At 61.8% G+C, this 23,652-nt stretch carries 18 protein-coding genes and 6 tRNA genes; 4 read left to right on the top strand and 20 right to left on the bottom strand.

The genetic code is table 11. The features are described 5' to 3' along the window. The first annotated feature begins 754 nt into the window (after window positions 1-754). Window positions 755-2,476, top strand: coding sequence for a fibronectin type III domain-containing protein (locus AC1ECK_RS33205; protein ID WP_480326939.1), 1,722 nt, complete (start codon window positions 755-757; stop codon window positions 2,474-2,476). Window positions 2,477-2,584: 108 nt separating this feature from the next. Here AC1ECK_RS33205 and AC1ECK_RS33200 read toward each other — a convergent pair whose 3' ends face one another. The 6 genes from AC1ECK_RS33200 to AC1ECK_RS33175 all read right to left on the bottom strand — a co-directional run bounded on the left by AC1ECK_RS33200 (window position 2,585) and on the right by AC1ECK_RS33175 (window position 8,880). Further along, window positions 2,585-3,745: a diguanylate cyclase domain-containing protein gene (locus AC1ECK_RS33200; RefSeq protein WP_480326937.1), complete on the bottom strand. Its 1,161-nt coding sequence runs from the start codon at window positions 3,743-3,745 to the stop codon at window positions 2,585-2,587. Beyond that, window positions 3,705-4,448: a hypothetical protein gene (locus tag AC1ECK_RS33195; protein ID WP_480326936.1), complete on the bottom strand. Its 744-nt coding sequence runs from the start codon at window positions 4,446-4,448 to the stop codon at window positions 3,705-3,707. Before AC1ECK_RS33195 ends, AC1ECK_RS33200 begins: the two co-directional genes overlap by 41 nt. A gap of 223 nt (window positions 4,449-4,671) precedes the next feature. Beyond that, entirely contained in the window at window positions 4,672-5,382 is a 711-nt protein-coding gene (locus AC1ECK_RS33190) for a hypothetical protein (RefSeq protein WP_480326934.1), read from the bottom strand. Between the two features lie 424 nt (window positions 5,383-5,806). Next, entirely contained in the window at window positions 5,807-6,979 is a 1,173-nt protein-coding gene (locus AC1ECK_RS33185) for an alpha/beta fold hydrolase (protein ID WP_480326932.1), read from the bottom strand. 71 nt (window positions 6,980-7,050) lie between these two features. Beyond that, window positions 7,051-7,611, bottom strand: a complete 561-nt coding sequence (locus AC1ECK_RS33180; RefSeq protein ID WP_480326930.1) for a hypothetical protein — start codon at window positions 7,609-7,611, stop codon at window positions 7,051-7,053. A 174-nt stretch (window positions 7,612-7,785) separates the two neighbouring features. Then, a complete protein-coding gene (locus AC1ECK_RS33175) occupies window positions 7,786-8,880 on the bottom strand; it encodes an NmrA family NAD(P)-binding protein (RefSeq protein WP_480326928.1) in 1,095 nt (364 codons plus the stop codon). A gap of 230 nt (window positions 8,881-9,110) precedes the next feature. Between AC1ECK_RS33175 and AC1ECK_RS33170 the strand changes: the two genes are divergently transcribed. After that, complete coding sequence (locus tag AC1ECK_RS33170; RefSeq protein WP_480326926.1) at window positions 9,111-9,638, top strand: winged helix-turn-helix transcriptional regulator; 528 nt, start codon at window positions 9,111-9,113, stop codon at window positions 9,636-9,638. Window positions 9,639-9,710: 72 nt separating this feature from the next. Here AC1ECK_RS33170 and AC1ECK_RS33165 read toward each other — a convergent pair. From AC1ECK_RS33165 to gltX, 6 genes are all read right to left on the bottom strand, one after another. After that, window positions 9,711-9,787: transfer RNA gene (locus AC1ECK_RS33165), tRNA-Asp, on the bottom strand. Window positions 9,788-9,873: 86 nt separating this feature from the next. Beyond that, window positions 9,874-9,949 (bottom strand) — tRNA-Glu (locus AC1ECK_RS33160). A gap of 60 nt (window positions 9,950-10,009) precedes the next feature. Continuing rightward, a tRNA-Asp gene (locus AC1ECK_RS33155) sits at window positions 10,010-10,086 on the bottom strand. A 93-nt stretch (window positions 10,087-10,179) separates the two neighbouring features. After that, window positions 10,180-10,255 (bottom strand) — tRNA-Glu (locus AC1ECK_RS33150). A gap of 155 nt (window positions 10,256-10,410) precedes the next feature. Then, a tRNA-Ala gene (locus AC1ECK_RS33145) sits at window positions 10,411-10,486 on the bottom strand. A 108-nt stretch (window positions 10,487-10,594) separates the two neighbouring features. Beyond that, on the bottom strand, window positions 10,595-12,004 hold the full coding sequence (gene gltX, locus AC1ECK_RS33140) for a glutamate--tRNA ligase (RefSeq protein WP_480326924.1): 1,410 nt from the start codon (window positions 12,002-12,004) through the stop codon (window positions 10,595-10,597). Window positions 12,005-12,320: 316 nt separating this feature from the next. Here gltX and AC1ECK_RS33135 point away from each other — a divergent pair, with 316 nt between their 5' ends. Then, on the top strand, window positions 12,321-13,361 hold the full coding sequence (locus AC1ECK_RS33135) for a patatin-like phospholipase family protein (protein ID WP_480326945.1): 1,041 nt from the start codon (window positions 12,321-12,323) through the stop codon (window positions 13,359-13,361). Between the two features lie 126 nt (window positions 13,362-13,487). Here AC1ECK_RS33135 and AC1ECK_RS33130 read toward each other — a convergent pair whose 3' ends face one another. The 5 genes from AC1ECK_RS33130 to AC1ECK_RS33110 all read right to left on the bottom strand — a co-directional run bounded on the left by AC1ECK_RS33130 (window position 13,488) and on the right by AC1ECK_RS33110 (window position 20,022). Then, the gene (locus AC1ECK_RS33130; protein WP_480326922.1) at window positions 13,488-14,162 is read right to left on the bottom strand and encodes a C40 family peptidase; all 675 of its coding nucleotides are present in this window, start codon (window positions 14,160-14,162) and stop codon (window positions 13,488-13,490) included. 128 nt (window positions 14,163-14,290) lie between these two features. Next, a complete protein-coding gene (locus AC1ECK_RS33125; RefSeq protein ID WP_480326943.1) occupies window positions 14,291-15,892 on the bottom strand; it encodes an ABC transporter ATP-binding protein in 1,602 nt (533 codons plus the stop codon). A 17-nt stretch (window positions 15,893-15,909) separates the two neighbouring features. After that, a complete protein-coding gene (locus tag AC1ECK_RS33120; protein WP_480326920.1) occupies window positions 15,910-17,016 on the bottom strand; it encodes an ABC transporter permease in 1,107 nt (368 codons plus the stop codon). 1 nt (window position 17,017) lies between these two features. Next, complete coding sequence (locus AC1ECK_RS33115; RefSeq protein WP_480326918.1) at window positions 17,018-18,055, bottom strand: microcin C ABC transporter permease YejB; 1,038 nt, start codon at window positions 18,053-18,055, stop codon at window positions 17,018-17,020. Between the two features lie 71 nt (window positions 18,056-18,126). Beyond that, a complete protein-coding gene (locus AC1ECK_RS33110; protein WP_480326916.1) occupies window positions 18,127-20,022 on the bottom strand; it encodes an extracellular solute-binding protein in 1,896 nt (631 codons plus the stop codon). Window positions 20,023-20,195: 173 nt separating this feature from the next. Between AC1ECK_RS33110 and fabI the strand changes: the two genes are divergently transcribed. After that, window positions 20,196-20,987 carry an enoyl-ACP reductase FabI gene (gene fabI / locus AC1ECK_RS33105; RefSeq protein ID WP_480326914.1) on the top strand — a complete coding sequence of 264 codons (792 nt, stop codon included), beginning with the start codon at window positions 20,196-20,198 and terminating at the stop codon, window positions 20,985-20,987. Between the two features lie 122 nt (window positions 20,988-21,109). Here fabI and AC1ECK_RS33100 read toward each other — a convergent pair whose 3' ends face one another. The 3 genes from AC1ECK_RS33100 to AC1ECK_RS33090 form a co-directional block, all read right to left on the bottom strand. Beyond that, complete coding sequence (locus tag AC1ECK_RS33100) at window positions 21,110-21,460, bottom strand: hypothetical protein (protein WP_480326912.1); 351 nt, start codon at window positions 21,458-21,460, stop codon at window positions 21,110-21,112. 452 nt (window positions 21,461-21,912) lie between these two features. Continuing rightward, window positions 21,913-22,006 (bottom strand) — tRNA-Ser (locus tag AC1ECK_RS33095). Between the two features lie 204 nt (window positions 22,007-22,210). Further along, entirely contained in the window at window positions 22,211-23,461 is a 1,251-nt protein-coding gene (locus AC1ECK_RS33090) for an aspartate kinase (protein ID WP_480326910.1), read from the bottom strand. Window positions 23,462-23,652: the final 191 nt, after the last annotated feature.

The raw sequence follows: 23,652 nt of genomic DNA, 5'->3' as shown, positions 1-23,652 counted from the left end.
TGTTCTCATGCTTCCAACCGTTAAAAAAATCGGTGCATGCCGATGCCGCCGGCACAGCGCCGCCTGGGCAGCCCTGCCAACGAACCGGCAAGCCCCGGCTGAACCCGGGCGATGCGCCGCACAATCGCTTGAGCAGAGTTCCAGGCATCCACCCAGCGATGCACACGTGTGCAAAGTCGAGGAAAAAAAGGAGGCTTCATGCTGCCGAGCCTCCTTGTTCACCCCTGTGCGCCCAGCACAGTGAGCGATTCGTTCGTTTGAATCTGCGCGCAGTATCAAGCGGTTCCGTGAATCGCCGATGACAGATAGAAGGAAGTTGCAAGCTGCCACAACTGTGCCGGGAACCAACCTGGTGCACACGTGTGCGCTCTCACGTCCTTACCACGCCTTATCGTGCCCGTGCTGCGATTTTGTGATGGCCGCACGGCGCGTTTCACCTACGCGAGCCAGGTGTTTCGATGGAAAGTTAACAATTGCAAAACGAACTGACCGGCCGGCATCGCAGCAAAGGCAGCTTGCCGTGGATGGCTCGGACGGCGGCGCGGCGCTGTCACCAGATCGCTTTTCTCATATGTTTATGCGCGCTGCGGGTCATGCTGTCACAGCACGGAAAGACAGTTCTGCGAATAATGTGGCTGCGGTTCAGCGCGTCGAGATTCAGGATTCAGGAAACCCCGGTGAACTGGCGACCTTGCAGTCCCGCCGGGCGAGCCGTCCGCGCCCTCTTCCCAACCTTCAGACCGAGAACACCGACATGTCAAACAAGAACACGCCCACCTCCGATAGCAACGCCGGCGCCGCTTCCAACGCGGCCTCCCGCCCCGCCGACCCGCTCGCGGCCGTCTCGCGGCGCGGCTTCCTCAAGCTCGCCGGCGTGTCCGGACTGGCAACGGCAGCCGGCAGCCTCGCTGCCGTGAGCAAGGCGGCCACGAGCAACCCGGACGGTACGCCCGAGCAGATTCATCTGACCTGGGGCAACGATCCGGCGACCGAGGTGGTGGTGTCGTGGGCGTCGCTCGCGTCCGCATCCAATCCGCGCGTGCAGTTCGGCAGCGCAGGCGAAGCGCAACAGACCGTGCACGGCGTGCAACGCATCTATACGGACGGACTCAACGGCACCACGGTGTTCACCTATCACGCCCGCCTGCGCGGCCTGAAGCCCGCCAACACCTACCAGTACACCGTCACGGCCGACAACGACAGCAATGCCGCGCAACCCTTCACGGCGAGTTTCGAAACCGCGCCGCGCGGCCGTGCGCCGTTTCGCTGGACCACCTACGGCGATCTCGCCACACCCAATACCGAGTGGGTACTCTCGTATCCGCAAAGCCGTTTTGCCGTACAGGCCGTCGAGCGCTTCCAGCCGCTGTTCCATCTGCTGAACGGCGACCTCTGCTATGCGAACCTGAACCCGACTCACCAGCCCGACGTGTGGCGCGACTTCGGCAACAACAACCAGACTTCGGCGGCCAATCGTCCGTGGATGCCGTGCCCTGGCAACCATGAGATCGAGTTCAACAACGGCCCGCAAGGTCTCGCCTCGTATCTGACGCGCTACACGCTGCCGGAGAACGGCACGCATTTCTCGGGCCATTGGTACAGCTTCCGCGTGAGCTCGGTGCTGTTCATCTCGCTCGACGCCGACGACGTCGTCTATCAGGATGCCGCGGCTTTCGTGGCCGGTCCGAATCCGCTGGTGCCTGCCGCGAGCACCGGCCACGCACCGATCGAACCGGGCACCTCGTTCTATGTGCGCGGCTATAGCCAGGGCATCCAAACCCGCTGGCTCGAGCAGACGCTGCGGCGTGCCGCCGAAGATCATGAGATCGACTGGATCGTCGTGCAGATGCACCAGGATGCGCTGACCTCGTCGAAGACAGGCAACGGTTCGGACAAGGGGATTCGCGAAGCGTGGTTGCCGCTGTTCGACCGCTATGGCGTCGACCTCGTGGTGTGCGGGCACGATCACGACTACGAGCGCAGCCATCCGGTCCGCGGCTGCAATCACAACGCCGGGGTGGACGCCACCACGGGCGTCGTCGTGGATACGCTGCAACCGCGTCCAGTGCCGCAGGCGGACCCGACCAGCACCACCTTCGACACCAGCCACGGCACGATCCATCTGATCCTGGGCGGTGGCGGAACCAGCGCGCCGCTCGATGTCTACGGCGAAGATCAGGCGACCGGCCTGCCGCAGGCCAAGGTGTTCACCAAACCCAATCGTCCCATCCCCGGCAGCGCAGCGAACACGTTCGTACGCAACCCGGCCGACGCGCTGGAAGATGCGATCTGGTCGGCGCAGCGCGATACAGGGACGGGCTACGGCATCGCCGTGTTCGATCACGATCCGGGCGAGCATGGCGGCATGACGACGATCACCATGAACTACTATCACGCGCCGGGTGCGGATCAGACGCCTACGGCCAACTATGAGCTGTTCGAAACCATCACGCTGAGCAAGAAGCGGCGCGGTTAGGCGGTTTGCTGCGGACCGGGTTGCCCTGCTATCGCGTTGTCGCGTTGGCGGGCAGACGAGGCGCGTGGCAGCGGTCCGTGCGCATCTGCGCAGCCGCTGCTGCCTGCATCAGGACGCCCCTGATCGCTCAACCGACATCGCGAAAGCGTAGCCGTTCTTGCCGCTGCGTTTAACCTGATACATCGTTTCGTCCGCTGCGGCGAGCAAATGCCGGTAGTCCTCGATGGGTTGCGGAAAGCTGGCGATACCAATGCTGGCGCTGACAAAGTCAATGCCCATCTGCCCGCCAGTCCCGGCAACACAGGCGAGCAGACGCTGCGCAATCGTACCGAGTTCGGCCTCGATGGAAAATCCGCGCACCAGCACGGCGAACTCGTCGCCGCCGATCCGCGCCACGACATCAGCCGGACGCACCGACTCGCGAAAGCGCCGCGCCACGGCAATCAGGAATTCGTCGCCGACGCGGTGACCGAGCGAGTCGTTGACCTGTTTGAAGCCATCCAGATCGATATAAAGAACAGCGAGCGTGTGAGAACGCGCATCGCTGTTCGCCGCAGCCGGGGCTTGCGCAAGCGTGGCAAACAATTGCCGCCGGTTTGGCAGCCCCGTGAGCGCGTCGTGCAACGCTGCGAACTCGAAGCGGTGCGACTCGCGCGCCAGTTGGCGCGTGCGCTTCGCGTACATGCCGAGCGCGGTGACCAGCGCGCTGAAGATCAGCGCCGACAAAACCATCAGCGTTCTCGCGACGTGCGAGATCCGCGTGTGCAGATCGGCGCTGACGAGATCGCGCCGCGAGCGCCAGTACGCCGACTCCGAGCGCAGCAACGCATCCACATCGTCGAAATTGACGTCGGGCGACAGTGCGCGTTGCGGGATGCGGGGCGCCGCTGCCGGGTCCGCGTTCACCATCGCGGCGACAGACGCAAGGCGGGAAGCGAGACCGATACGCGCATTTCGATAGTCCTGCGGCTGTGCGGCGCCGTCCCCGGTCAGCGGCTGCCGGGCGCTGGCCAGGTCGCGGGCGCTTTCCGCACGACCGATCGCGTCGAGAACCAGCCCGGTATATTCCTGCTTCACCTGGTCCGAGAAGATCGCCTTGATTTGCAACGCGAGGACGAGGAGTCCGGCCAGCAGACACAGCAATGCAACGCCCGCCAGCGCGGCCGGTCCCCAGCCGAAGCGTACCGTAAAGGCCGGCTTGCGCGCGGCATGCGCTGAATCAGGCCACTCACGAGTGGTTGTAGATGTCCCGCTGGCTTCCGTTGCCATGCTGTCGATAACTCACGCGATGAAAAAACGATTGCACGCGCGCGAACAGGCTGTGATTTGGCTTGGCGCGCGGCGCCGGACGGTGGCGATCCTGCTTCACGCTGCAGCTCACTGCAGCGGATTGGCCGCTGCCCGCCTGCGGCGCAACTGAATTCCGCGCGGCAACACCGGTTGACTCGGGCTGCGCTGGCGTGGCCGGTGTGGCCGGATCGGGATTGGCATTGGCAGCCTCGGCGAGCACGGCTGGGGGTTCCGGAGGCGGCGTGGCCACCGCCACACGACCCGACCACGCGCGCTGTTGCGCCGGTGCGGTGGCGGTGCCGAGCGAAGGCGACTGTTGCTCCGGCGAGACAGCAGCGCTGGCTGAGAGCGTCTGCTGCTCCGGTGAGACTGCTGCGCCGGCCGAGAGCGTCTGTTGCGCCACAGCCACGGCTTTCGCGTAAGTTCGCTGATCCTGGTCGAACCAGACGCCATACGCGACCGTGGCTGCAACCCCGACGGTCAACGCACTCGTCGACGCAGCCCAAAGCGCCAGGCGTCCAAACCGCGCAGGCGGTGAGGCAGACGCGGGATCAACCTCAGGATTGAAGTCTTCACTGAAGTCCTGCCCTGAATCTCCAAGGGGGATGTCCGCGGGGTGATCCACAGAGTGGTCCGCGGCACTATCCGCCCCCGATTCTGGTGGTTCGGTATGCTTGGCCATGGCGAGATACTCCGAACCCGTCGTCGACATCGCGACAGATTGCTTTCTGACGATCGCGCAACCCTCGTACTGTAGTCCCTTAGCGCATGAAATTCATCCACTAAGCGATGACAGTCCCGGGAATAGCTTGTCAGGGAGCAGTTAGCGTGCCCGCGAGTGCGGTTCGCCGCAGAGGCCTTGCGCGCCGGCTGCACGGTTGCCTGCGGCGCGTGAAGCCGATTGATTACGCCTCGCGCTTGCGGCAAAGCATGATGCGGCGGGAATTGAACCAGCGGGGCAGATGCGGCCAAGGCTGATTCAGCGCTTTTTCTATATCAAAGCTTTCAGCAAGCGCACGGCGAAAGGTCTTGTATCTGAAGCGCACCCCGCTAGTCTGGCGGGACAGCTTCGCAACTCTCACCGGATCTCCCGCGCCCTGCTCTGCGGCACGGCTGCGGGCCGGCACACGCTTGCGCGAGACGGTCGCCCGCCCATAACCAACGGGGACTCGCACAATGAAATATCCGCGCGGCTTCAGCACCCGCTTCGCTTCAGCGAAAAGACAGTTGCACTCCAGTTCGGTGAGGTGGTCGCAGGTGTCGATAACGGTCAAGGTGTCGAGCGAGCCCGCCTCGATCGATCTGATCGAGCGAACATATCGGCGCCCCGCAAACTCCGGCGAACGATACAGTTCGCGGCCGAAGGCGCGCAGATCCGGCCGCCGCTGCGGGGAATCGTCCACATAGCCGAGTTGCTGACCGCAGCCAACCATCATCGCGTCGTGGCATCCGAGAAAGCTGGTGATCCTGAGCGCGAAATCGATTCCCTGAAATACATTTCGCTCTCCGCTCAACGAGTAACGCAGCGTTTCCCGCTCGATGGAGGCCGACCCGGCCAGATCGATCGAGGCGGGTTCCGCCATTTCGTCCTGGAGCACCGTTTGCGCTTCCGACATATTTCACGCTCCCTTCGCGAACACCTGTCCATACTGGTTCGCTCGCCGGGTCAATGCAACCGCGTACGCCAGGCGGTAACCGTCAAGACACTGGCGCATCTCGACGGACCGGTAATCTGTTCCTGGATCAGGCAAGGTGGTAAGAAACATCGGGGGAATTATTTGCTTGCTACCAGCGTGCCTGGTCACTTCTTGAGCTTAAGAATCGACTTAATGCACCAGAAACCAGCATGGAATATTTGATCACTCCCTCAAAGATGACATGCTTGCGCATGACAAATACTCAGTTATCCGAATGATAAATTCTCTTACGCACGGAATCGCTCGCAACCGGTGCTCCCGGTACATCTCTTTGGTTCCCGGCGTTGAGTGGTTCGACCAACCACGCATTAACGCCGTAATTCCGCTATCGGGTCTGAAACATCTATCGGCTTGCCTGTGACGGCTCATCGCCAAGCCACTGCATGAATTCGCCCACATGCTGTGCCCAAAGCTCGGGATGCGTCATGGTGAAGTGACCCGGCGACGACGGCGTTCCCTGCTGAACTACGTATCGCCCCTGCTGAAGCGTCGGGACCAGCTTCTCGAGCACGCGAAGCGTATCGGGATTGAACTCGTCGTCGGAAAAATTCAAGGCAAAGAGCTTGGCCTTGATCCTGGGGAGCGCAGGCTCGGGATCGTAGCTGAACGACGACTTGAGCGAATAAAGGATGTCGTTCGGGTCGACGTGCTCGGCCTGGATGCGGGTGGTAGCCAGAAATTTGTCCGCCGCGGGACCGTCAGGAATTTCCTGCTGAAGCGCAGGTGCGCTGTCGATCATCATCCGCAGCACCCTGAAGCCGTCGATCCAGCCACGTGGCGTCTGCGTGTAGTCGCCGTTTTTCCAGTCCGGATCGGAGCGGATCGCATCGATCACCATGCGCCGCCACAGGAGATTGCGCCCCGAGACCGTGATCGGCAGCGAGACCACCGGCATCACGCCGTCCATCATGTCGGGATAGGCTTCGGCCCATTGCCACGCATTCATGCCGCCCATGGACATGCCGAGAATCGCGTGCAGATGCCTGATGCCCAGTGTCTCGGTCACCAGCTTGTGCTGGAGGTCGACGATGTCGCCGTAGTCGTAATTCGGAAACTTCGCGTTCAACCCATCGCTGGGCTTGCTCGACTGACCGTGGCCCACGTTGTCGGGAAATATCAGATAGTAGTGGCTCGCGTCGAGCGGGCGGCCCACATCGAAGAGCGCCTTCATGTAGGTCGGGCTCAGAAGAGTGCGGCTGTCCGCGCCTGTCCAGTGCAGGACGAGGACGGCGTTGTCGACCTCGCCCTGCGCGTTGCGATGTGGCATGCCAAGCGTCGCATAGTGAAGCTTCAACCGCTCCAGCGTCTCTCCGTCCCGGAACCTGTAGTTGTTGAACAAGGCGTCGGCCTCAACGGCCGCGGGATTCACTCTCTGGTCCCACAGCACAGTTGCCTGATTGCCGGAGGCGGCAGACGGCGGACTGGACTGTGCCGCTGCGGTGCCGGCAAACATGCGGCCGGCCAGCAGGAAGCCGAGCAGCGCGCGGGCTGTGACACGGGTACGACGAGACTTCATGATGGTTTCCTTGGACTATTTAGGAAGACTGATTCGACGGAGTTCGACGCATACCTTTGCAACGACATGCTTCACTGCCCGCTCGGCTGGCCTGAACGACGACGCAGCAGGTCGAAGGCCATGAGATGGCTTGCCCCGGAAATGCCGACGCCGTAGAACGGGATCAACGCCATCGGCAGCGTCTGGATGCCGGACATGCGGGGATCGTTGAGGAGGAAGAAGGTCAGCCCCGTACCAACCGCCACGACAAAATCGGTAAACCCGAAGAGATGGAAGACCAGATAGCGGTTGCGCCTCTTCGGCAGCAGCGTGACGCCAAGGGCCAGAAACCCTGCGATGAGATCGCCCCACCCCGCGTTCTGGACAAAGGTTTCCGGCAGAAGGTTGTGCGCCCCGTACCAGAAGAAGACCAGCGCGGCCGCAATGCGCCAGATATGAAATGCGGTTAGCGACCGCAATCCGACAGCTCCGATGTATGCACGAAAGCGCCTGGACAAGGCGTAGACGACAACGGGCGCCACAATGCCCAAGGCAATGAGGCAGGCAAGCCACAACGGGTAGACCGCGCGATAAAGACCGGCCTCGGCGGCAACGGCAACGGCCAGGCCCCATATGGCCAGCACACTCAGCAAGATGTATGTTCCGCGTCGCCTCTCTACTTCTATTTCTCGATTCATGATAAATCCATTAGTTAAACTAACTTTAAAACCTGCTTTGCGAGACACTTGCCGTTCCTGTTACATAGCTTGCACGGCGGATCGAGCACAGCCTTTCACAAGCTGGCGCACCCGGGCTTGATTGAACCTTTACAGCGCGCCCTTCCTCCCGTCCTCGGACAACTTCAGGAGCGGCGTCGACTTGAACAGGTTTTCCGGTTGCACCCGTTCCCAAAGGCTCCCCTTCCCCTGCTGCCTGCCGAGTTCGTCTTCGCGCCTAAGCCACTGTTCAACTGTCCTGATTCGATTCGGATGGATCTCATCGAGCAGCGCATAGTCGCGCTGGATCACATTGTGTTTCCAGATGTTCCAGAATCCTGTGAAATTGTCCCGGAAGCTCATGGTGCTTTTATCGGCGGGATCGGCGTTGTATCCAGCAGGCAGGCCGGCAGCCATCTTGAGCGGTCCGTTCCAGTACGCATCCAGGTCCGTGTCGATGTATCGCGCCGGACGCCCCGTCACCCGCTCGAATGCCTCGGCCAGCTTCTGGTACTCGACAGGCTCGATGGCAACTTCGAGATTCATGCCGTTCGCGCGTCCGGGATGGTCGAACAGCCAGCGAGCGTAATATCCGCAATCTTCAAGGGCAACGTGAGGCACGGCTCCATCACCGAGCGGAACGCGCCAGGTCACCACACCGTCCTCGACGAACGGCATCATCGGCGTCATGGCCGAAATCGCCATCTCCATGTATGGCCCGGTAGTGAACACCGCCGCGCCCATGCGGTCCCGGTTCGTCTGGTTCTGAAACAGGATCCATTCGCCGATGCGGCCCTTGCCGTCATAGTGACCGGCGCGGAATCGGGAATCGTAGCCGGACTTCTTGAGCGCGTAATCCAGATTGCCGTACACGAAGAATTTGATCCCCTCTTCAATGGCGATCTCATAGCAACGGATCGCCCAATAGAGCTCGGTCTTTTCGCCGGTGTTGAACCCGTCGAGATTGATGTATGCCCCGTCGCAACCGCGGAAGCCTTCCCGCAGAACGGCTTCGTCGGCGAACGTTCCTTTCAGGATCGATACATTGCCGAGTGCGAGCAGCGCCTTTGCCCGCCGGGACTCGGGATCGCGACTCAACACCCGGACCGAATATTTACGGTCGGCAACGAGCGCGTTGATGACGGGCAAGCCCTGAGCGCCGGTGCCGCCGATGACGAAAATCCTGGACGTAGTGTGAGAGGTCATGTTCGCGCCCTCAGATTGGATTGAACAGGTCTTCCAGGACAGCAAGAGCCATCGCCGGACAGGCCACTTACTCTTATAATAAGAGTAAGTGGCCTGTCCGACAAGTATTTTTCGTTTGGCGGGATTTGAGCGAAGCGTGCTGCCTCAAGGAATCGTTTTGCTTGACCTTGCCGACTCTTATAATGAGACTTACCCGGCGATGATCGCCGGGCTACTCAGGGAAACGGTTCATGCGCTCCAAGGGTTTCGACGGAATGGTGTGCCCGATCGCTGGCGTCATGGCGGCAATCGGCGATCGCTGGGGTTTGCTGATCCTGCGCGATCTCGTCTTCGGCCTCAGCCGGTACGACGAGTTTCGCCAGTCCTCCGGCGTGACCAATGCGACGCTCAGCGACCGGCTCAAGCATCTGGAGGCCAACGGCCTCGTCGAGCGCAGGCGCTATCAGGCCAATCCGGAGCGATTCGAATATCTTTTGACCCAGAAGGGCTGGCAGATCGCCCCTATGATGCCGATGCTCGCCCAGATCGGGGATCGTCTGGACGTCTCGGGCGCGTCGGCGCCGCCGATGAAGTTCGTGAACCGGAAGACCGGGGCAGAGGTACGATGGAGCTTTATTGATCAGGAGACGGGCGAGCAACTGGGCGCCGCAGATCTGGCCATCAAGGAAGGGCCGGGGGCGGACGATCTGGTCCGCTGGCGCCTGTCCCAAGGCGAACACCACCGCCCCAAAGCATGTGACGAGGAAGTTCACGACTAGCACAAATCCAGAACAAGCCGCCCGGAAAAAACAAAAGGGTTACGTCGCATTCGACGTAACCCTTTGATTTTCTGGCGGAGCGGACGGGACTCGAACCCGCGACCCCCGGCGTGACAGGCCGGTATTCTAACCAACTGAACTACCGCTCCAGATTTTTGCACCGTTAGCTTGCGAGCGTTGGTTACTCTCACAAGCTGAATCGCCTCACACTGCTTACCGAGCGATGCCGATGTCTTGGCGTCCCCTAGGGGATTCGAACCCCTGTACTCACCGTGAAAGGGTGATGTCCTAGGCCTCTAGACGAAGGGGACAACGTACGCTTACACCTTTAATGAAAAAGCCCGTTCAAGTTCATATGAACGGGCTTTGTCTGGCGGAGTGGACGGGACTCGAACCCGCGACCCCCGGCGTGACAGGCCGGTATTCTAACCGACTGAACTACCACTCCAGTCTTTACACCCTAGCTTGCGAGCGTCGGTTATTTCTCTGCAAGCCGCACCACTTTACTGCTTCTTTCGAACACTAAAGCGACGCTGATGTTTGGCGTCCCCTAGGGGATTCGAACCCCTGTACTCACCGTGAAAGGGTGATGTCCTAGGCCTCTAGACGAAGGGGACATAATCTTTCCAGATCTGTCTTTATCTTGCTGCCAACTGACGTTAATTTCATTTCGTCAGCAGCGAAGACCGATATTCTAACTACATTGTTACTGCTTGTGAAGTCCTTTTTGCTACAAGATCCAGACTTCGGAAAAGACTTCATTCTGCTCTGATGGTGGAGGTAAGCGGGATCGAACCGCTGACCTCTTGCATGCCATGCAAGCGCTCTCCCAGCTGAGCTATACCCCCTTGCAGAACAGAAACGAGATTCTAGAGTGCAAACCGCGCCTTGTAAATACCCTTTGAGTGATTACATGCGACTTTTTTAAGAGCCGCATGCAATCCCTCTCACAGGGCTCAGCCGAGCGCCTTTTCGAGGCGGCTCACCACCACGTCACGACCGAACAACATCAGCACCGCATCGATGGATGGCGTATGCGTGGTACCCGCCACTAGCAGGCGCACCGGCATCGCCAGTTGCGGCATCTTCAGCTTGTGCGCGGCAAGCGTCGCCTTCAACGCTGCCGAGATGCTTTCCTTGGTCCATTCCGCACTCTTCAGCGCAGCGGCGAGCTCGGCAATGGCCGGGCGCACCGCATCGGTCACGTGCTGCGCAAGCGACTCTGCATCGGGCGCGGGCGTACGGTAGAACATCGCGGCATTCTCGGCGATCTCCTTGACTGTCGACGCGCGATCCTTCAGCAGGCCCACCACGGCGACCAGATCCGCGCCCTGCTCAAGCACGGCCGCGTCGACTTCCAGCTCGGCGAAGAACGGCCGCGCCAGCTCCGCAAGGCGCGCGTTGTCCGCTTCCTTGATGTAGTGCGCGTTGAGCCACGTGAGCTTGTTGTGGTCGTACTGAGCCGGCGACTTGCCGAGGTGCTCGAGGTCGAACCATTCGACAAACTGCTCGCGCGTGAAAATTTCCGCGTCGCCATGCGACCAGCCCAGACGCGCGAGGTAGTTGAGCACCGCTTCCGGCAAAAAGCCGGCATCGCGATAGCCCGTCACGCTCATTGCGCCATGACGCTTGCTCATCTTTTCGCCCTGCTCGTTGAGCACGGTCGGCAAGTGCGCGTAGACCGGCGGCTCGAAACCCAGCGCGCGAAGGATGTTGATCTGGCGCGGCGTGTTGTTCACGTGGTCGTCGCCGCGAATCACGTGAGTGATGCGCATGTCGATATCGTCGACCACCACGCAGAAGTTGTAGGTCGGCGTGCCGTCCGGGCGCGCGATCACCAGATCGTCGAGTTCTTCGTTCGAGATCTCGATGCGGCCCTTCACGGCGTCGTCCCATGCCACCACGCCGGAGAGCGGGTTGCGAAAGCGCGTGACGGGCTGCACGCCAGCCGGCGGCGTCGGCAGCACCTTGCCCGGTTCCGGACGCCACGTGCCGTCATAGCGCGGCTTTTCGCCGGCCTCGCGCTGACGTTCGCGCAGCGCGTCGAGTTCTTCGGTCGACATGTAGCACGGATACACCAGCCCCTGCTGTTCCATCTGCTTGAGCACTTCGCGATACCGGTCCATGCGCTGCATCTGGTAGAACGGACCTTCGTCGTAATCGAGGCCGAGCCAAGCCATACCTTCGAGGATGGCATCGACGGACTGCGAAGTGGAACGTTCGACGTCGGTGTCCTCGATCCGCAGCACGAAGGTGCCCTTCATCTTGCGCGCGAACGCCCACGGATACAGCGCAGAACGGATGTTGCCGAGATGGATGAAGCCTGTGGGGCTCGGTGCGAAACGGGTGCGAACGGAGGTGGTCATAAACGGTTACTCGGAAGACGGGCGCCGGCGCGTGGCGGTCGAACGCCGGGAAGCGCGGCAGCGGAACGCGTCCATGCTGCAACAGGCGTGGCGCATGAAGGCGAATGGAAAAGGCAAGAGCCGAATTATACCTGTCGGCGGCCCCATCCCAAGCCCCGCGCTGCGCGGGTACGCGTGCCGCGCAACGCAGCAGCACGCGCTTTGGCGCGCCTCGCAAACCTATCTGTAACGTTTCCTCACTCGCACCGCGCGCGAGCCAGGCTTTGATTTATGATGTGCGCGCGCCGTGTTCCGGGTATGTCCACGGCGCATTGCGATCGCCGCCGGCGATCCTGTTAGCTTGAAACGCGGCGCCCGGCACCCCTTGGTGGAACCGGCGCCGTTGCTGGAGAAATCGTTGACACAGTCCACCCCACGCCTCTCTCGTCGCAGCTTTTCGCTTGCCGCGGCCTCTGCTGTCCTGACCGCCTGTACGACCACCGGCAGCCAGCCCGACAACGCATCGCGGCCGGCCAATCCCGCGGCGACCACCCCGCCCGTCACGCCGCCGCTGGACAAACCGCAGCGGCCGATTCGCGTCGGTCTTGCACTCGGTGGCGGGGCCGCGCGCGGTTTTGCGCATATCGGCGTCATCAAGGCGCTCGAGGCACGCAATATCCAGATCGACCTGATCGCCGGCACCAGCGCCGGCTCGGTGGTCGGTGCGCTCTACGCCTCCGGCATGAACGGCTTTGCGCTCAACAAGCTCGCCCTGAACATGGACGAAGCGTCGATCAGCGACTGGGCCATGCCGTTTCGCACGCGCGGCTTCCTGCAAGGCGTGGCGCTGCAGAACTATCTGAATACGACGCTGAACAATCGTCCGATCGAAAAAATGGTCAAGCCGCTCGGCGTGGTTGCCACGGATCTGCATAGTGGCCAGCCGATCCTGTTCCAGCGCGGCGATACCGGCATCGCGGTGCGCGCCTCGTGCAGCGTACCGTCGATCTTCGAGCCGGTGAAGATCGCCGGCCACGAATATGTCGACGGCGGCCTGGTGAGCCCGGTGCCGGCGTCGTTCGCCCGCAAGATGGGCGCGGATTTCGTGATCGCCGTGGACATCTCGCAGCGCCCCGAAGCGGGCCTCACCTCGAGCTCGTTCGATGTGCTGCTGCAAACCTTCACGATCATGGGCCAGACCATCAAGTCGTACGAACTCGACAAGTACGCCGACGTCGTGATCCGGCCGAACCTGGCGGCCATGAGCGGCAGCGACTTCTCGCAACGCAACGCGGCGATCCTCGCCGGCGAGGAAGCGGCGGCGAAGATCATGGCGGAGTTGCAACGCAAGCTGGCGGCGAGCCGCGTCGCGGTGTAACCGGGTGGCGCCCGGCGGGCGCCACCTTGCGGCGGTTGTGCCCCGAACGAAAAAAAGCCTGCTTCGCAAGAAGCAGGCTTTTTTGTCGACCGAACCTGCGAAACCTTTTCGCAGCCGGGCAGGCGCTTAGTTGTTAGCGCCGCCAATCGCAGCATTGACACGCTGCTTCAGATCCTGTGAGCCCTGATACGAGGTCTCGATCCGGCGTGCGCCGGTGAAACGCTTTTCCCAGTAGCCGTCGTCGAGATCGTCGACGCGAATCGTGCTGCCGGTGGACGGCGAATGCACGAACTTGTTGTCGCCGATATAGATGCCAACGTGCGAGAACGTGCGGCGCATCGTATTGAAGAACACCAGATCGCCCGGCTTCAGGTTGCTCATGCTGACCTTCTCGCCGACCCGGCTCATTTCTTCCGCGCGGCGCGGCAGGGCCATGCCGAGGGTGTCCTGGAACACATAGCGCACGAAGCCGCTGCAATCGAGGCCCGAATCAGGCGTGTTGCCGCCCCAGCGGTAACGCACGCCGATCATATTGAGCGCACCGACCACCACGTCGCCCGCCTTACCGGCCATACCGGACAAGAACGAACGTGCACCACCGCCGTTATCGGCGGCAGGAGCAGGAGTTTGCGAAGTGGGAGCGGACAGCGGAGTCGCCCCATCTTGGGGCGAAAATGAGGCATTCTGATTAAAACTGCTTACTTCGTCGGCAAACGCGCCGGGAGCTGCGGCCATCAGTACGCCAATGAACATCCCGGCGACGACGCGCGTACAAGCCTGGGTTAGGTTTCGGTGCTGCATTGGTCGGTAGTTTTTGCCTAAAAATCAGTGGGATGCGAAAAAAAGTTTGGTCGATACTAGCTAGTAAGTATTCATGTGTCAAAACAAATAGAAAAATACAATCGAGACACGCACCCAATTGGTGAAAATCAGTCCGCGAGCGCGGCTTTCAGCAGCTTTCGAGTGTAAGGATGGGCTGGTGTCGCAAAAATCTGCTCGACCTCGCCGGCTTCCACGATCAAACCGTTCTGCATGACCGCCACCCGGTGCGCCATGGCGCCAATGACGGCCAGGTCGTGGCTGATGAACACGAAGCCGAGGTTGTACTTGCGTTGCAACCCGGCTAATAACTGGAGCACCTGCTGCTGGATCGAGACGTCGAGTGCGCTGGTCGGCTCGTCGAGGATCAGGATGCGCGGCTCGAGCACCAGCGCCCGCGCAATCGCAATGCGTTGCCGCTGTCCACCGGAAAATTCGTGCGGATAACGGTACAGCACCGTGCGATCGAGTCCGACCTCGCGCAGCACCGCAATCACCTTGTCGCGCCGGGCAGCGGCATCCAGTTCAGGGCGATGCAGGGCGAGCCCCTCGCTCACGATGCGCTCGATCGTCTGGCGCGGTGAAAGTGAACTGAACGGATCCTGAAAGACGACCTGCATGTTCGAGCGCAACACCGTCTGTTCATGCCCGCGATAACTCGCGAGCGCCCTGCCCTGAAACTCGATGTCGCCATGGACGGTACGTTGCAGGCCGAGCAACGCCATGGCCAGCGTCGATTTACCCGAGCCCGATTCGCCGACGATGCCGAGCGTCTCGCCCTGCCGCACCGAGACGCTCGCATCCGCGACCGCGCGGAACCGTCCCGAGCGGAACCAGCCGCGCAACCCCGGCAATCTCGTCTTGAATTCAACCGACACGTCGCGCGCTTCGAGCAGCACCGGCGAGATCGGCAGCACGGGTACAACGGTGCGTTCAGGCCGGCTTTGCAGCAGACGTTGCGTGTAGGGATGCTGCGGCGAGGCGAAGATCTGTTCGACCGGTCCGCTCTCGACCAGCACCCCGCGCTCCATCACCGCGATGCGCTGCGCGAAACGCCGCACGAGGTTCAGATCGTGCGTGATCAGCAGGACAGCCATGCCGCGCTTTGCCGCTTCGTCGCGCTGCAGTTCGAGCAACAGCTCGACGATCTGCGCGCGGATCGTCACGTCAAGTGCGGTAGTCGGCTCGTCGGCCAGCAACAGACGCGGGCGACAAGCGAGCGCCATCGCAATCATCGCGCGCTGCCGCTGGCCGCCCGAGAGTTGATGAGGATAGCTATTGACGCGCTTGCCGGGCTCCGTAATGCCGGTGCGCGCGAGCAAGGCCACTGCACGCTTCTTCGCTTCCTTCGCGGGTACACCGTCGTGCACGACGATCGTCTCGGCGATCTGCTCGCCGACCGTGAAGAGCGGGTTGAGCGCCGTCATCGGTTCCTGGAAGATCATCGCGATAGCGGAGCCGCGCAGGCCGCGCATTTCGCGCTCGCTCTTCGCGAGCAGATCCTCGCCGTCGAAACGGATCGCCCCGCTCACCTCGGCGTCGCTCAACAAACGCAGGATCGACAGCGCGGTGACGCTCTTGCCCGATCCCGATTCGCCGACCAGCGCGACCCGCTCGCCGCGTTCAATCGCGAGCGTGACGTCCTGCACCGCGACGGTGTCGCCGAACGTCACGTGCAGACGCTCGAGTTCCAGCAGCGGCCCAGCCGCCATTTGATTTGCCGGTTCGCTCACTGGTTGCCTCCGGCGCGCATCGCATCGGAGATGCGGGTGTCGAGCGCATTGCGCAGCGCATCGCCCATGAACGTCAACAGCAACAGCATCGCCACCAGCACGCCGAAGGTGGACAACGAGATCCACCATGCATCGAGATTGTCCTTGCCCTGCGCGAGCAATTCGCCAAGACTCGGGGTCGGCGGCGGCACACCGAGGCCGAGAAAGTCGAGACTCGTCAGCGACAGGATCGCGCCGCTCATGCGAAACGGCAGGAAGGTGATGACCGGCGTCAGGCTATTGGGCAGCACGTGCCGCCACATGATCTGCCAGTTCGACAAGCCCATCGCCCGCGCCGCCCGGACATAATCCTGGGTGCGATTGCGCAGGAACTCGGCGCGTACGTAGTCGGACAAGCCGATCCAGCCGAACAGCGAGAGCAGCACGATCAGCAGGATGAAACCCGGTTCGAAGATCGAGGCGAAGATGATCAGCAGATACAACTCGGGCAAGGCGCTCCAGATTTCGATCAGCCGCTGGCCGATGATGTCGGTCTTGCCACCGAAGAAGCCCTGCACGGCGCCCGCGAAAATACCGAACACCGTGCCGATCAGCGTCAGCACCAGCGCGAACTCGACCGACACCCGAAAGCCGTAGACGAGGCGCGCCAGCAGATCGCGGCCGCGGTCATCGGTGCCGAGCAGGTTGTCGCGCGAAGGCGGCGCCGGGTTGGGTGCTTTCGAGAAGTAGTTGAGCGTGTCGTAGTAGTACGGATTGGGCGGATAGAGCGCGAAGTTGCCCGGCTTGCTGAAACGCTCGCGAACGTATGGATCGAGATAATCGGCCGGAGTCGGGAAATCGCCGCCGAAGGTGACTTCCGAATAAGTCTTGAACAACGGGAAATACAGATGTCCGTCGTAGCGGGCCACGAGCGGCTTGTCGTTCGACCACAGCGGCGCGGCGAGACTCGCCGCAAACGCGACGACGAAGACGATCAGACTCCAGTAGCCAAGGCGCTGCTTGCGAAAGCGCTGCCAGACGCGGCGCGCGGGCGACGGCGAGACAAACGCGCGGACAGGCTCGGTGCGCGGCGCCAGATCGGCTCGGGTACGGGCTCGACTCAAGTCAGCGCTCCAGTTGTTCGAATTGAATGCGGGGATCGACCCAGACGTAGCACAGGTCGGAGATCAGCTTGGTGGCGAGGCCGATCAGCGTGAACAGATACAGCGTGCCGAGCACCACCGGATAATCGCGCTGCATGACCGACTGATACGACAGCAAGCCGAGCCCGTCGAGCGAGAACAGCGTCTCGATCAGCAGGCTGCCGGTAAAGAACGCACCGATAAACGCACCCGGAAAACCGACTATCAGCGGCAGCGAGGCATTGCGGAACACATGTTTCCACAACACGCGGCGTTCGGAGAGTCCCTTGGCCCGCGCAGTCAGCACGTACTGCTTACGGATCTCGTCGAGGAAAGCGTTCTTGGTGAGCATGGTGATCACGGCGAAGCTGCCCACCACGGAGGCGGTAATCGGCAAGGCGATATGCCACAGATAGTCGAGGATCCTGGCGCCGAAACTCAACTGGGCCCAGTTGTCGGAGGTGAGACCGCGCAGCGGAAAGAGCTGCAGGAACGAGCCGCCGCCGAACAGCACGAGCAGCAGCACGCCGAGCACGAAACCCGGAATCGCATAGCCGATCAGCACGACCAGGCTGGTGACGACATCGAAATGCGAGCCGTTGCGGATCGCCTTGGCGATGCCGAGCGGCACCGAGATCAGATAAGTGAGCAGGAAGGTCCACACGCCGATGCTGATCGACACCGGCAGCTTCGAGACCACCAGCGACCATACGCTTTGATGGCGGAAATAGCTTTGTCCGAGGTCGAAAGTCGCGAAGCGCTTGAGCATCAGCACGTAGCGTTCGAGCGGCGGCTTGTCGAAGCCGTAGAGCACCTTGAGTTGCGCAACCTGTTGGGCGTCGACGCCGGTATGCGCGCGCAGCCCGAACGGCGCGCCGTTCTCGGAGCCCTTGCGCAACTCGTGCACCATCTGTTCGACCGGGCCACCGGGCACGAACTGGATCACGGCGAAGGTCAACGTCAATACCCCGAGCACGGTCGGGATCATCAACAGCAGGCGTTTGAGGATGTAGCTCCACATGGCGGCGTTTCCGGTGCGCGGACGAAAGCGTTGATATGGCGGGTATCGGGGTATCGGCCCGCAGCGAAACGTCAGGGCTTGGCAGCGGCCTCGGGCGTGAACCACCAGGACGACGGAATCCAGTCATTCGGTGAATAGTACAGCGGCAAGGTTTTGGGCCAGGCCATGCCGCGCTTGAACGCCACCCGCCACACTGGGCTGTACCACTGCGGAATCACATAGTAGCCATGCATCAGCATCCGGTCGAGCGCCCGGGACGCATCGGTGAGCTGTTCGAGCGTTTGCGCCTGCACCAGCGCGTGCAGGATCGCATCGACGGCCGGCGACCTGATGCCGCCCAGATTGCTGGAACCCGGCACGTCGGCCGACTTGCTGCCGAACCGCTCCAACTGATCGGTGCCGGGCACCTGCTCGTCGGGAAACTTGATGATCGTCGCGTCGAACTCGAATGCATCGAGACGCTTCTGATACACCGCGAAATCCGTCGTGCGATAGTTCAAGGTGATCCCGAGTTTGGCCAGATTGCGTTGGTAGGTGGCGATGACGGGCGGCCACACAGCGGCGCCTGACGAGTCGTCGAGCATTTCGAACTCGAACGGCTGCCCCTTCGCATTGCGTAGCGCGCCGTCGCGATAAACCCAGCCGGCCTCGGCGAGCAGCGCCCGCGCCTGCAACAGGTTCGCACGCAATGAGCCGGGCGCATCGGTATCGGGCTGCCTCGGCATCGTGCCGAACACCGCCGGGTCAAGCTCCTTGCGCCAGGGGTTCAACAACGCCAGTTCGCCCGCGCTGGGCGTGCCGGCTGCCTGCCACTGGGTATTCACGAAATAACTGTCGATCCGCGTGTACTGGCTGTAGAACAGTTGCCGGTCGAGCCACTGGAAGTCCAGCGCAAGATCGAGCGCCTTGCGCACCCGCACATCCTGGAACATCGGCCGGCGCAGGTTCAGAACGAAGCCCTGCATGCCGTTGCCGTTGTGCTGCGGAAATTCGCGCTTGATCAGGTCGCCGTTGTCGAACGGCTTGCCGACATCGCGCCGCACCCAGTTGCGCGCGACCATTTCGACCATCGTGTCGTACTCGCCCGCCTTGAACGCCTCGCGGCGCGCGGTATCGTCCGCATACAGCTTGTAGGTGATACGGTCGAAGTTGTTCATGCCGACCCGCACCGGCAGCGTCGCGCCCCAGTAGTTCGGATCGCGCCGGTAAGTAATCGTGCGGCCGTTGCTGTAGCTCTCGATCAGATACGGGCCGCTGCCGATCGGCTTTTCGAACGTGAGCTGGTCGAACGGAACGCGTGTGCCGTCGGGCTTCACGCCCCACTTGTGCGAAAAAATCGGAATGCCGCCGGCCAGCAACGGCAACTCGCGGTTGCGCTGGCGGAATTCAAAACGCACGGTCTGCGGATCGACCACCACCGCACGTGTGATGTCGGCAAAATACGAGGCATAGGCAGGCGCTGCCTGCGGGCTCTTGAGCGTGTCGAGCGAGAACTTGACGTCCTCGGCGGTCACCGGATCGCCGTTCGAAAAATGCGCGTGCGGATTGATATGGAATGTGGTCGACAGTCCGTCCGGCGCTACGCGGATGTCGTCGGCCAGCAGGCCGTACGCGCTGGCGACCTCGTCGGAACTCCCGGTGGCTAGACTCTCGAACAGAAAGTCCATGCCCGGGGCCGCGTTGCCGCGCAGCGTAAACGGGTTGAACTTGTCGAAGCTGGTTTGCCGGTCCGGATTGGCCAGCACCAGCGTGCCGCCCTTGGGCGCGTCCGGGTTGACGTAGTCGAAGTGCTTGAAATCCGCCGGATACTTGGGCTCGCCGTACTGCGCGATCGCGTAGGAGGCGTGCGCCGGTTGCGCCGCGAGCAACGCCGCCGTGGCCCCGAACAGGATGAGTGCCGCTGCGAGGCCGCTTGCCAGGCCACTTCCTGCACCCTGCGAACGGACACGCGAGATCGTTTTTATCATGGCGCGCCAGCCTGCGCCATCTGCTTGAACCCGTCGCGAGCCAGTTGTCATAAGGGCCTAATAGGTCAGTGGGAGGCCAGTGGGCCGTTGCAATGTGAGAGAATTCTACCCAATAATCCCGCGCGATCCCGCACATCTGAGCTCGCGGCGCGTTGACTTCATTAGGAGAATTCATGGGCTTCCTCGCTGGTAAACGAATCTTGCTGACCGGCTTGCTGTCGAACCGTTCGATCGCGTACGGCATTGCGCAGGCTTGCAAGCGCGAAGGCGCAGAACTCGCGTTCACGTATGTCGGCGAGCGTTTCAAGGACCGCATCACCGAGTTCGCAACCGAATTCGGCAGCGATCTGGTCTTCCCTTGCGACGTCGCAGACGACGCGCAGATCGAAGCGCTCTTCACCTCGCTGAAGGAACGCTGGGACAGCCTCGACGGCCTCGTCCACTCCATCGGCTTTGCACCGCGCGAAGCGATTGCCGGCGACTTCCTCGACGGCATGACGCGCGAAAACTTCCGTATTGCGCACGATATTTCGGCGTATAGCTTCCCGGCGCTCGCCAAGGCAGCACTGCCGATGCTGTCGCAGGACGCGGCGCTGCTGACCTTGAGCTACCTCGGCGCCGAACGCGCGATTCCGAACTACAACACGATGGGTCTCGCCAAGGCTTCGCTCGAAGCAAGCGTGCGCTACCTGGCCGTTTCGCTCGGCGCGAAAGGCGTGCGCGTCAACGGCATTTCCGCCGGCCCGATCAAGACGCTGGCGGCAAGCGGCATCAAGGGCTTCGGCAAGATCCTCGATTTCGTCGAAGGCAACGCCCCGCTCAAGCGCAACGTGACGATCGAACAGGTCGGCAATTCGGCGGCGTTTCTGCTGTCAGATCTGGCGGCCGGCGTGACGGCGGAAATCCTGCACGTCGACAGCGGCTTCAACTCGGTGATCGGCGGCATGGCCGCGGTCGCGGAGTAAGCGAGCGCGTCTGGCAGAGCGCCCTCCTCTACGGCGCGCGTTTTACGCACCCAATAAAAAACCGCCCCATGAGGCGGTTTTTTTTAGCTTCTAGCGCCAGGAAAACTGCGCTATCCGGCTCTTTAATTCCAGTGGCCGTGACCGTGGTCGTGATCGCGATAGCCACCACGGTCGCCATACCCGCCCGGCGGGTGACGGCGATACCATTCGTCGCGCCCCCAATAGCGGCGGCCGTCCCAGTAACGGTCGCCATGCCAGCCGATCACGATCGCCGGACCGCCGTAGTACACCGGCGCCGGCGCATAAACGACGGGCGGCGGAGGCGGCGGCGGCGCGTAGACAGGCGCCGGAGCGACGTACACCGGCGCCGGGATACCGATATTGACACCCACGCTCACGCCGGCCATTGCTGCACCCGATGCGCCCAGCGCGAGAACCCCGATCAGAAGCGGAACAAGACGAGCGGACTTCATGGAATTCACCTTTTTAACAAGTGTGGTGTGTTTGTTGGCTGCAATATAACGCAAGGAGATGCTCCGCGTATTTCAAGTTTGTAAGAACTGATGCACAACATCGCACTCTGAAGCGCTACGTTACGTCTGGTTACAAGGGACGATGTTTCGGTGAAAAACGGACGCGGCCGTAACACATGTGGCGTGGATGTTGGGGGTGGCGGCACGTGGGCCAACCAAGGTACGGCATGATTTGCCGAAGCGCGACGCGGGCAGTGGCGAGGTCCGCGCCGTGCATCGAATGCAAAGTTGATTTGGCATCCGAAACATATTCGACGCATGCGCGAATGTCAGTATTTCGTGACATGCGCAACCTCGGCTCAGTGGGATGAGTTCATCCGAATCGACAAACTCGGGCCCGGAAAAACAAAACCCCAAGAGACCGCGATCTCTTGGGGTTCCGCCGCCATTGCTGGCGGAGACGGAGGGATTCGAACCCTCGATCCAGGTTTTGGCCCAGATGCTCCCTTAGCAGGGGAGTGCCTTCGACCTCTCGGCCACGTCTCCCAAACTTTCTGTCGCGCAGGGAGTCAGCGCGACGAAGCCAAGATAATAGCGGCCCGAACCGCGAAGGTCAATGTCTACGGCACATTTTTTGTGCCAGATTTGCCATTGACGACGCAATTCCTTCACATTGGCCGCAGACAACGCACAAGCGAACGCATGAAGCGCGAACGGGACGCTCTTGTACGTCCCGTTTTTTAACGCAAATTACGCCTGATCCAGCTCGAACGCCTTATGCAGCGCGCGCACGGCGAGCTCCATATACTTCTCGTCGATCAGCACCGAAATCTTGATTTCGGAGGTGGAGATCATCTGGATGTTGATGCCCTCTTCCGACAGCGTGCGGAACATCGTGCTCGCGATACCGACGTGCGAACGCATGCCGACGCCGACCACCGAGACCTTCGACACCTTCGGATCGCCCAGCACCTGCTCGGCCTTCACATGGTCCTTCACCTGGCCCGTGAGAATGTCCATGGCACGCTGGTAATCGCCGCGGCCCACCGTGAACGTAAAGGCCGTCTTGCCCTCGACGCTCTGGTTCTGGATGATCATGTCGACGTCGATGTTCGCATCCGCCACCGGTCCGAGGATCTGGTAGGCGATGCCCGGCTTGTCGGGTACACCCATCACGGCGATACGTGCTTCGTCGCGCTGAAACGCGATGCCCGAGATGACTGCTTTTTCCATGGTCTCGTCTTCTTCAAAAGTAATCAGGGTGCCCGAGGTCATTTCGGCTTCGAGCGGGATCAGCGGATCGGTCAGGCTCGACAGCACACGCGTCTTCACCTGATATTTGCCGGCGAATTCCACCGAGCGGATCTGCAACACCTTCGAACCCAGGCTTGCCATCTCCAGCATTTCTTCGAACGTCACGCAGTCGAGCCGGCGCGCCTCTTCGACCACGCGCGGGTCGGTGGTATAGACACCGTCGACGTCCGTATAGATCAGGCACTCATCCGCCTTCAGCGCGGCAGCCACGGCGACCGCCGAGGTGTCCGAACCGCCACGGCCGAGCGTGGTGATGTGGCCTTCCGGATCGACGCCCTGGAAACCGGTAATCACCACCACCTTGCCGGCGTCGAGATCGCGCATCACGCGCTCGCCGTCGATTTCGCTAATGCGCGCCTTGGTGAACGCGCTGTCGGTTTTGACCGGCACTTGCCAGCCGGCGTAGCTGACCGCGTCGACGCCCGCTTCCTGCAGCGCGATGGCGAGCAGGCCCGAGCTGACCTGTTCGCCGGTGGCGGCAATCATGTCGAGTTCGCGTGGGCTCGGCTGGGCCGAAATGTCTTTTGCGAGGCCGAGCAAGCGATTCGTTTCGCCGGACATCGCCGAGGGCACCACGACCATCTTGTGACCGGCCTTGTGCCATTTCGCGACGCGCTTCGCGACGTTCTTGATGCGCTCGACCGAGCCCATCGAAGTACCGCCGTATTTATGTACGATGAGTGCCATTGTCGTTCTGAACTGGAGAAGTAACCGCGCTGCCGCGCTGGAGACGACCGCACCAAGGCACAAGAGCGCAACGTTTCAGGAACGACGGCGAAGTGTGAAGGGTGGCGGCGTAGATGCAGCGCACGTGCAGCACGCGCGGATTTGCCCGCGAGGAATCGCCAAAGGCCGCTGGCTGGCGGCTCCCCGGTGGC

This window comes from Paraburkholderia sp. SSBN10T, from assembly GCF_056619545.1.
This window is presented reverse-complemented; position numbering and strand designations above follow the sequence as displayed.

What these genes read in the sequence shown, in the direction of transcription:
- AC1ECK_RS33205 (WP_480326939.1), top strand. Translation starts at nt 755, where the DNA reads ATGTCAAACAAGAACACGCCCACCTCCGATAGCAACGCCGGCGCCGCT.
- AC1ECK_RS33200 (WP_480326937.1), bottom strand. Translation starts at nt 3,745, where the DNA reads ATGGCAACGGAAGCCAGCGGGACATCTACAACCACTCGTGAGTGGCCT.
- AC1ECK_RS33195 (WP_480326936.1), bottom strand. Translation starts at nt 4,448, where the DNA reads ATGGCCAAGCATACCGAACCACCAGAATCGGGGGCGGATAGTGCCGCG.
- AC1ECK_RS33190 (WP_480326934.1), bottom strand. Translation starts at nt 5,382, where the DNA reads ATGTCGGAAGCGCAAACGGTGCTCCAGGACGAAATGGCGGAACCCGCC.
- AC1ECK_RS33185 (WP_480326932.1), bottom strand. Translation starts at nt 6,979, where the DNA reads ATGAAGTCTCGTCGTACCCGTGTCACAGCCCGCGCGCTGCTCGGCTTC.
- AC1ECK_RS33175 (WP_480326928.1), bottom strand. Translation starts at nt 8,880, where the DNA reads ATGACCTCTCACACTACGTCCAGGATTTTCGTCATCGGCGGCACCGGC.
- AC1ECK_RS33170 (WP_480326926.1), top strand. Translation starts at nt 9,111, where the DNA reads ATGCGCTCCAAGGGTTTCGACGGAATGGTGTGCCCGATCGCTGGCGTC.
- gltX (WP_480326924.1), bottom strand. Translation starts at nt 12,004, where the DNA reads ATGACCACCTCCGTTCGCACCCGTTTCGCACCGAGCCCCACAGGCTTC.
- AC1ECK_RS33130 (WP_480326922.1), bottom strand. Translation starts at nt 14,162, where the DNA reads ATGCAGCACCGAAACCTAACCCAGGCTTGTACGCGCGTCGTCGCCGGG.
- AC1ECK_RS33125 (WP_480326943.1), bottom strand. Translation starts at nt 15,892, where the DNA reads ATGGCGGCTGGGCCGCTGCTGGAACTCGAGCGTCTGCACGTGACGTTC.
- AC1ECK_RS33115 (WP_480326918.1), bottom strand. Translation starts at nt 18,055, where the DNA reads ATGTGGAGCTACATCCTCAAACGCCTGCTGTTGATGATCCCGACCGTG.
- AC1ECK_RS33110 (WP_480326916.1), bottom strand. Translation starts at nt 20,022, where the DNA reads ATGATAAAAACGATCTCGCGTGTCCGTTCGCAGGGTGCAGGAAGTGGC.
- fabI (WP_480326914.1), top strand. Translation starts at nt 20,196, where the DNA reads ATGGGCTTCCTCGCTGGTAAACGAATCTTGCTGACCGGCTTGCTGTCG.
- AC1ECK_RS33100 (WP_480326912.1), bottom strand. Translation starts at nt 21,460, where the DNA reads ATGAAGTCCGCTCGTCTTGTTCCGCTTCTGATCGGGGTTCTCGCGCTG.
- AC1ECK_RS33090 (WP_480326910.1), bottom strand. Translation starts at nt 23,461, where the DNA reads ATGGCACTCATCGTACATAAATACGGCGGTACTTCGATGGGCTCGGTC.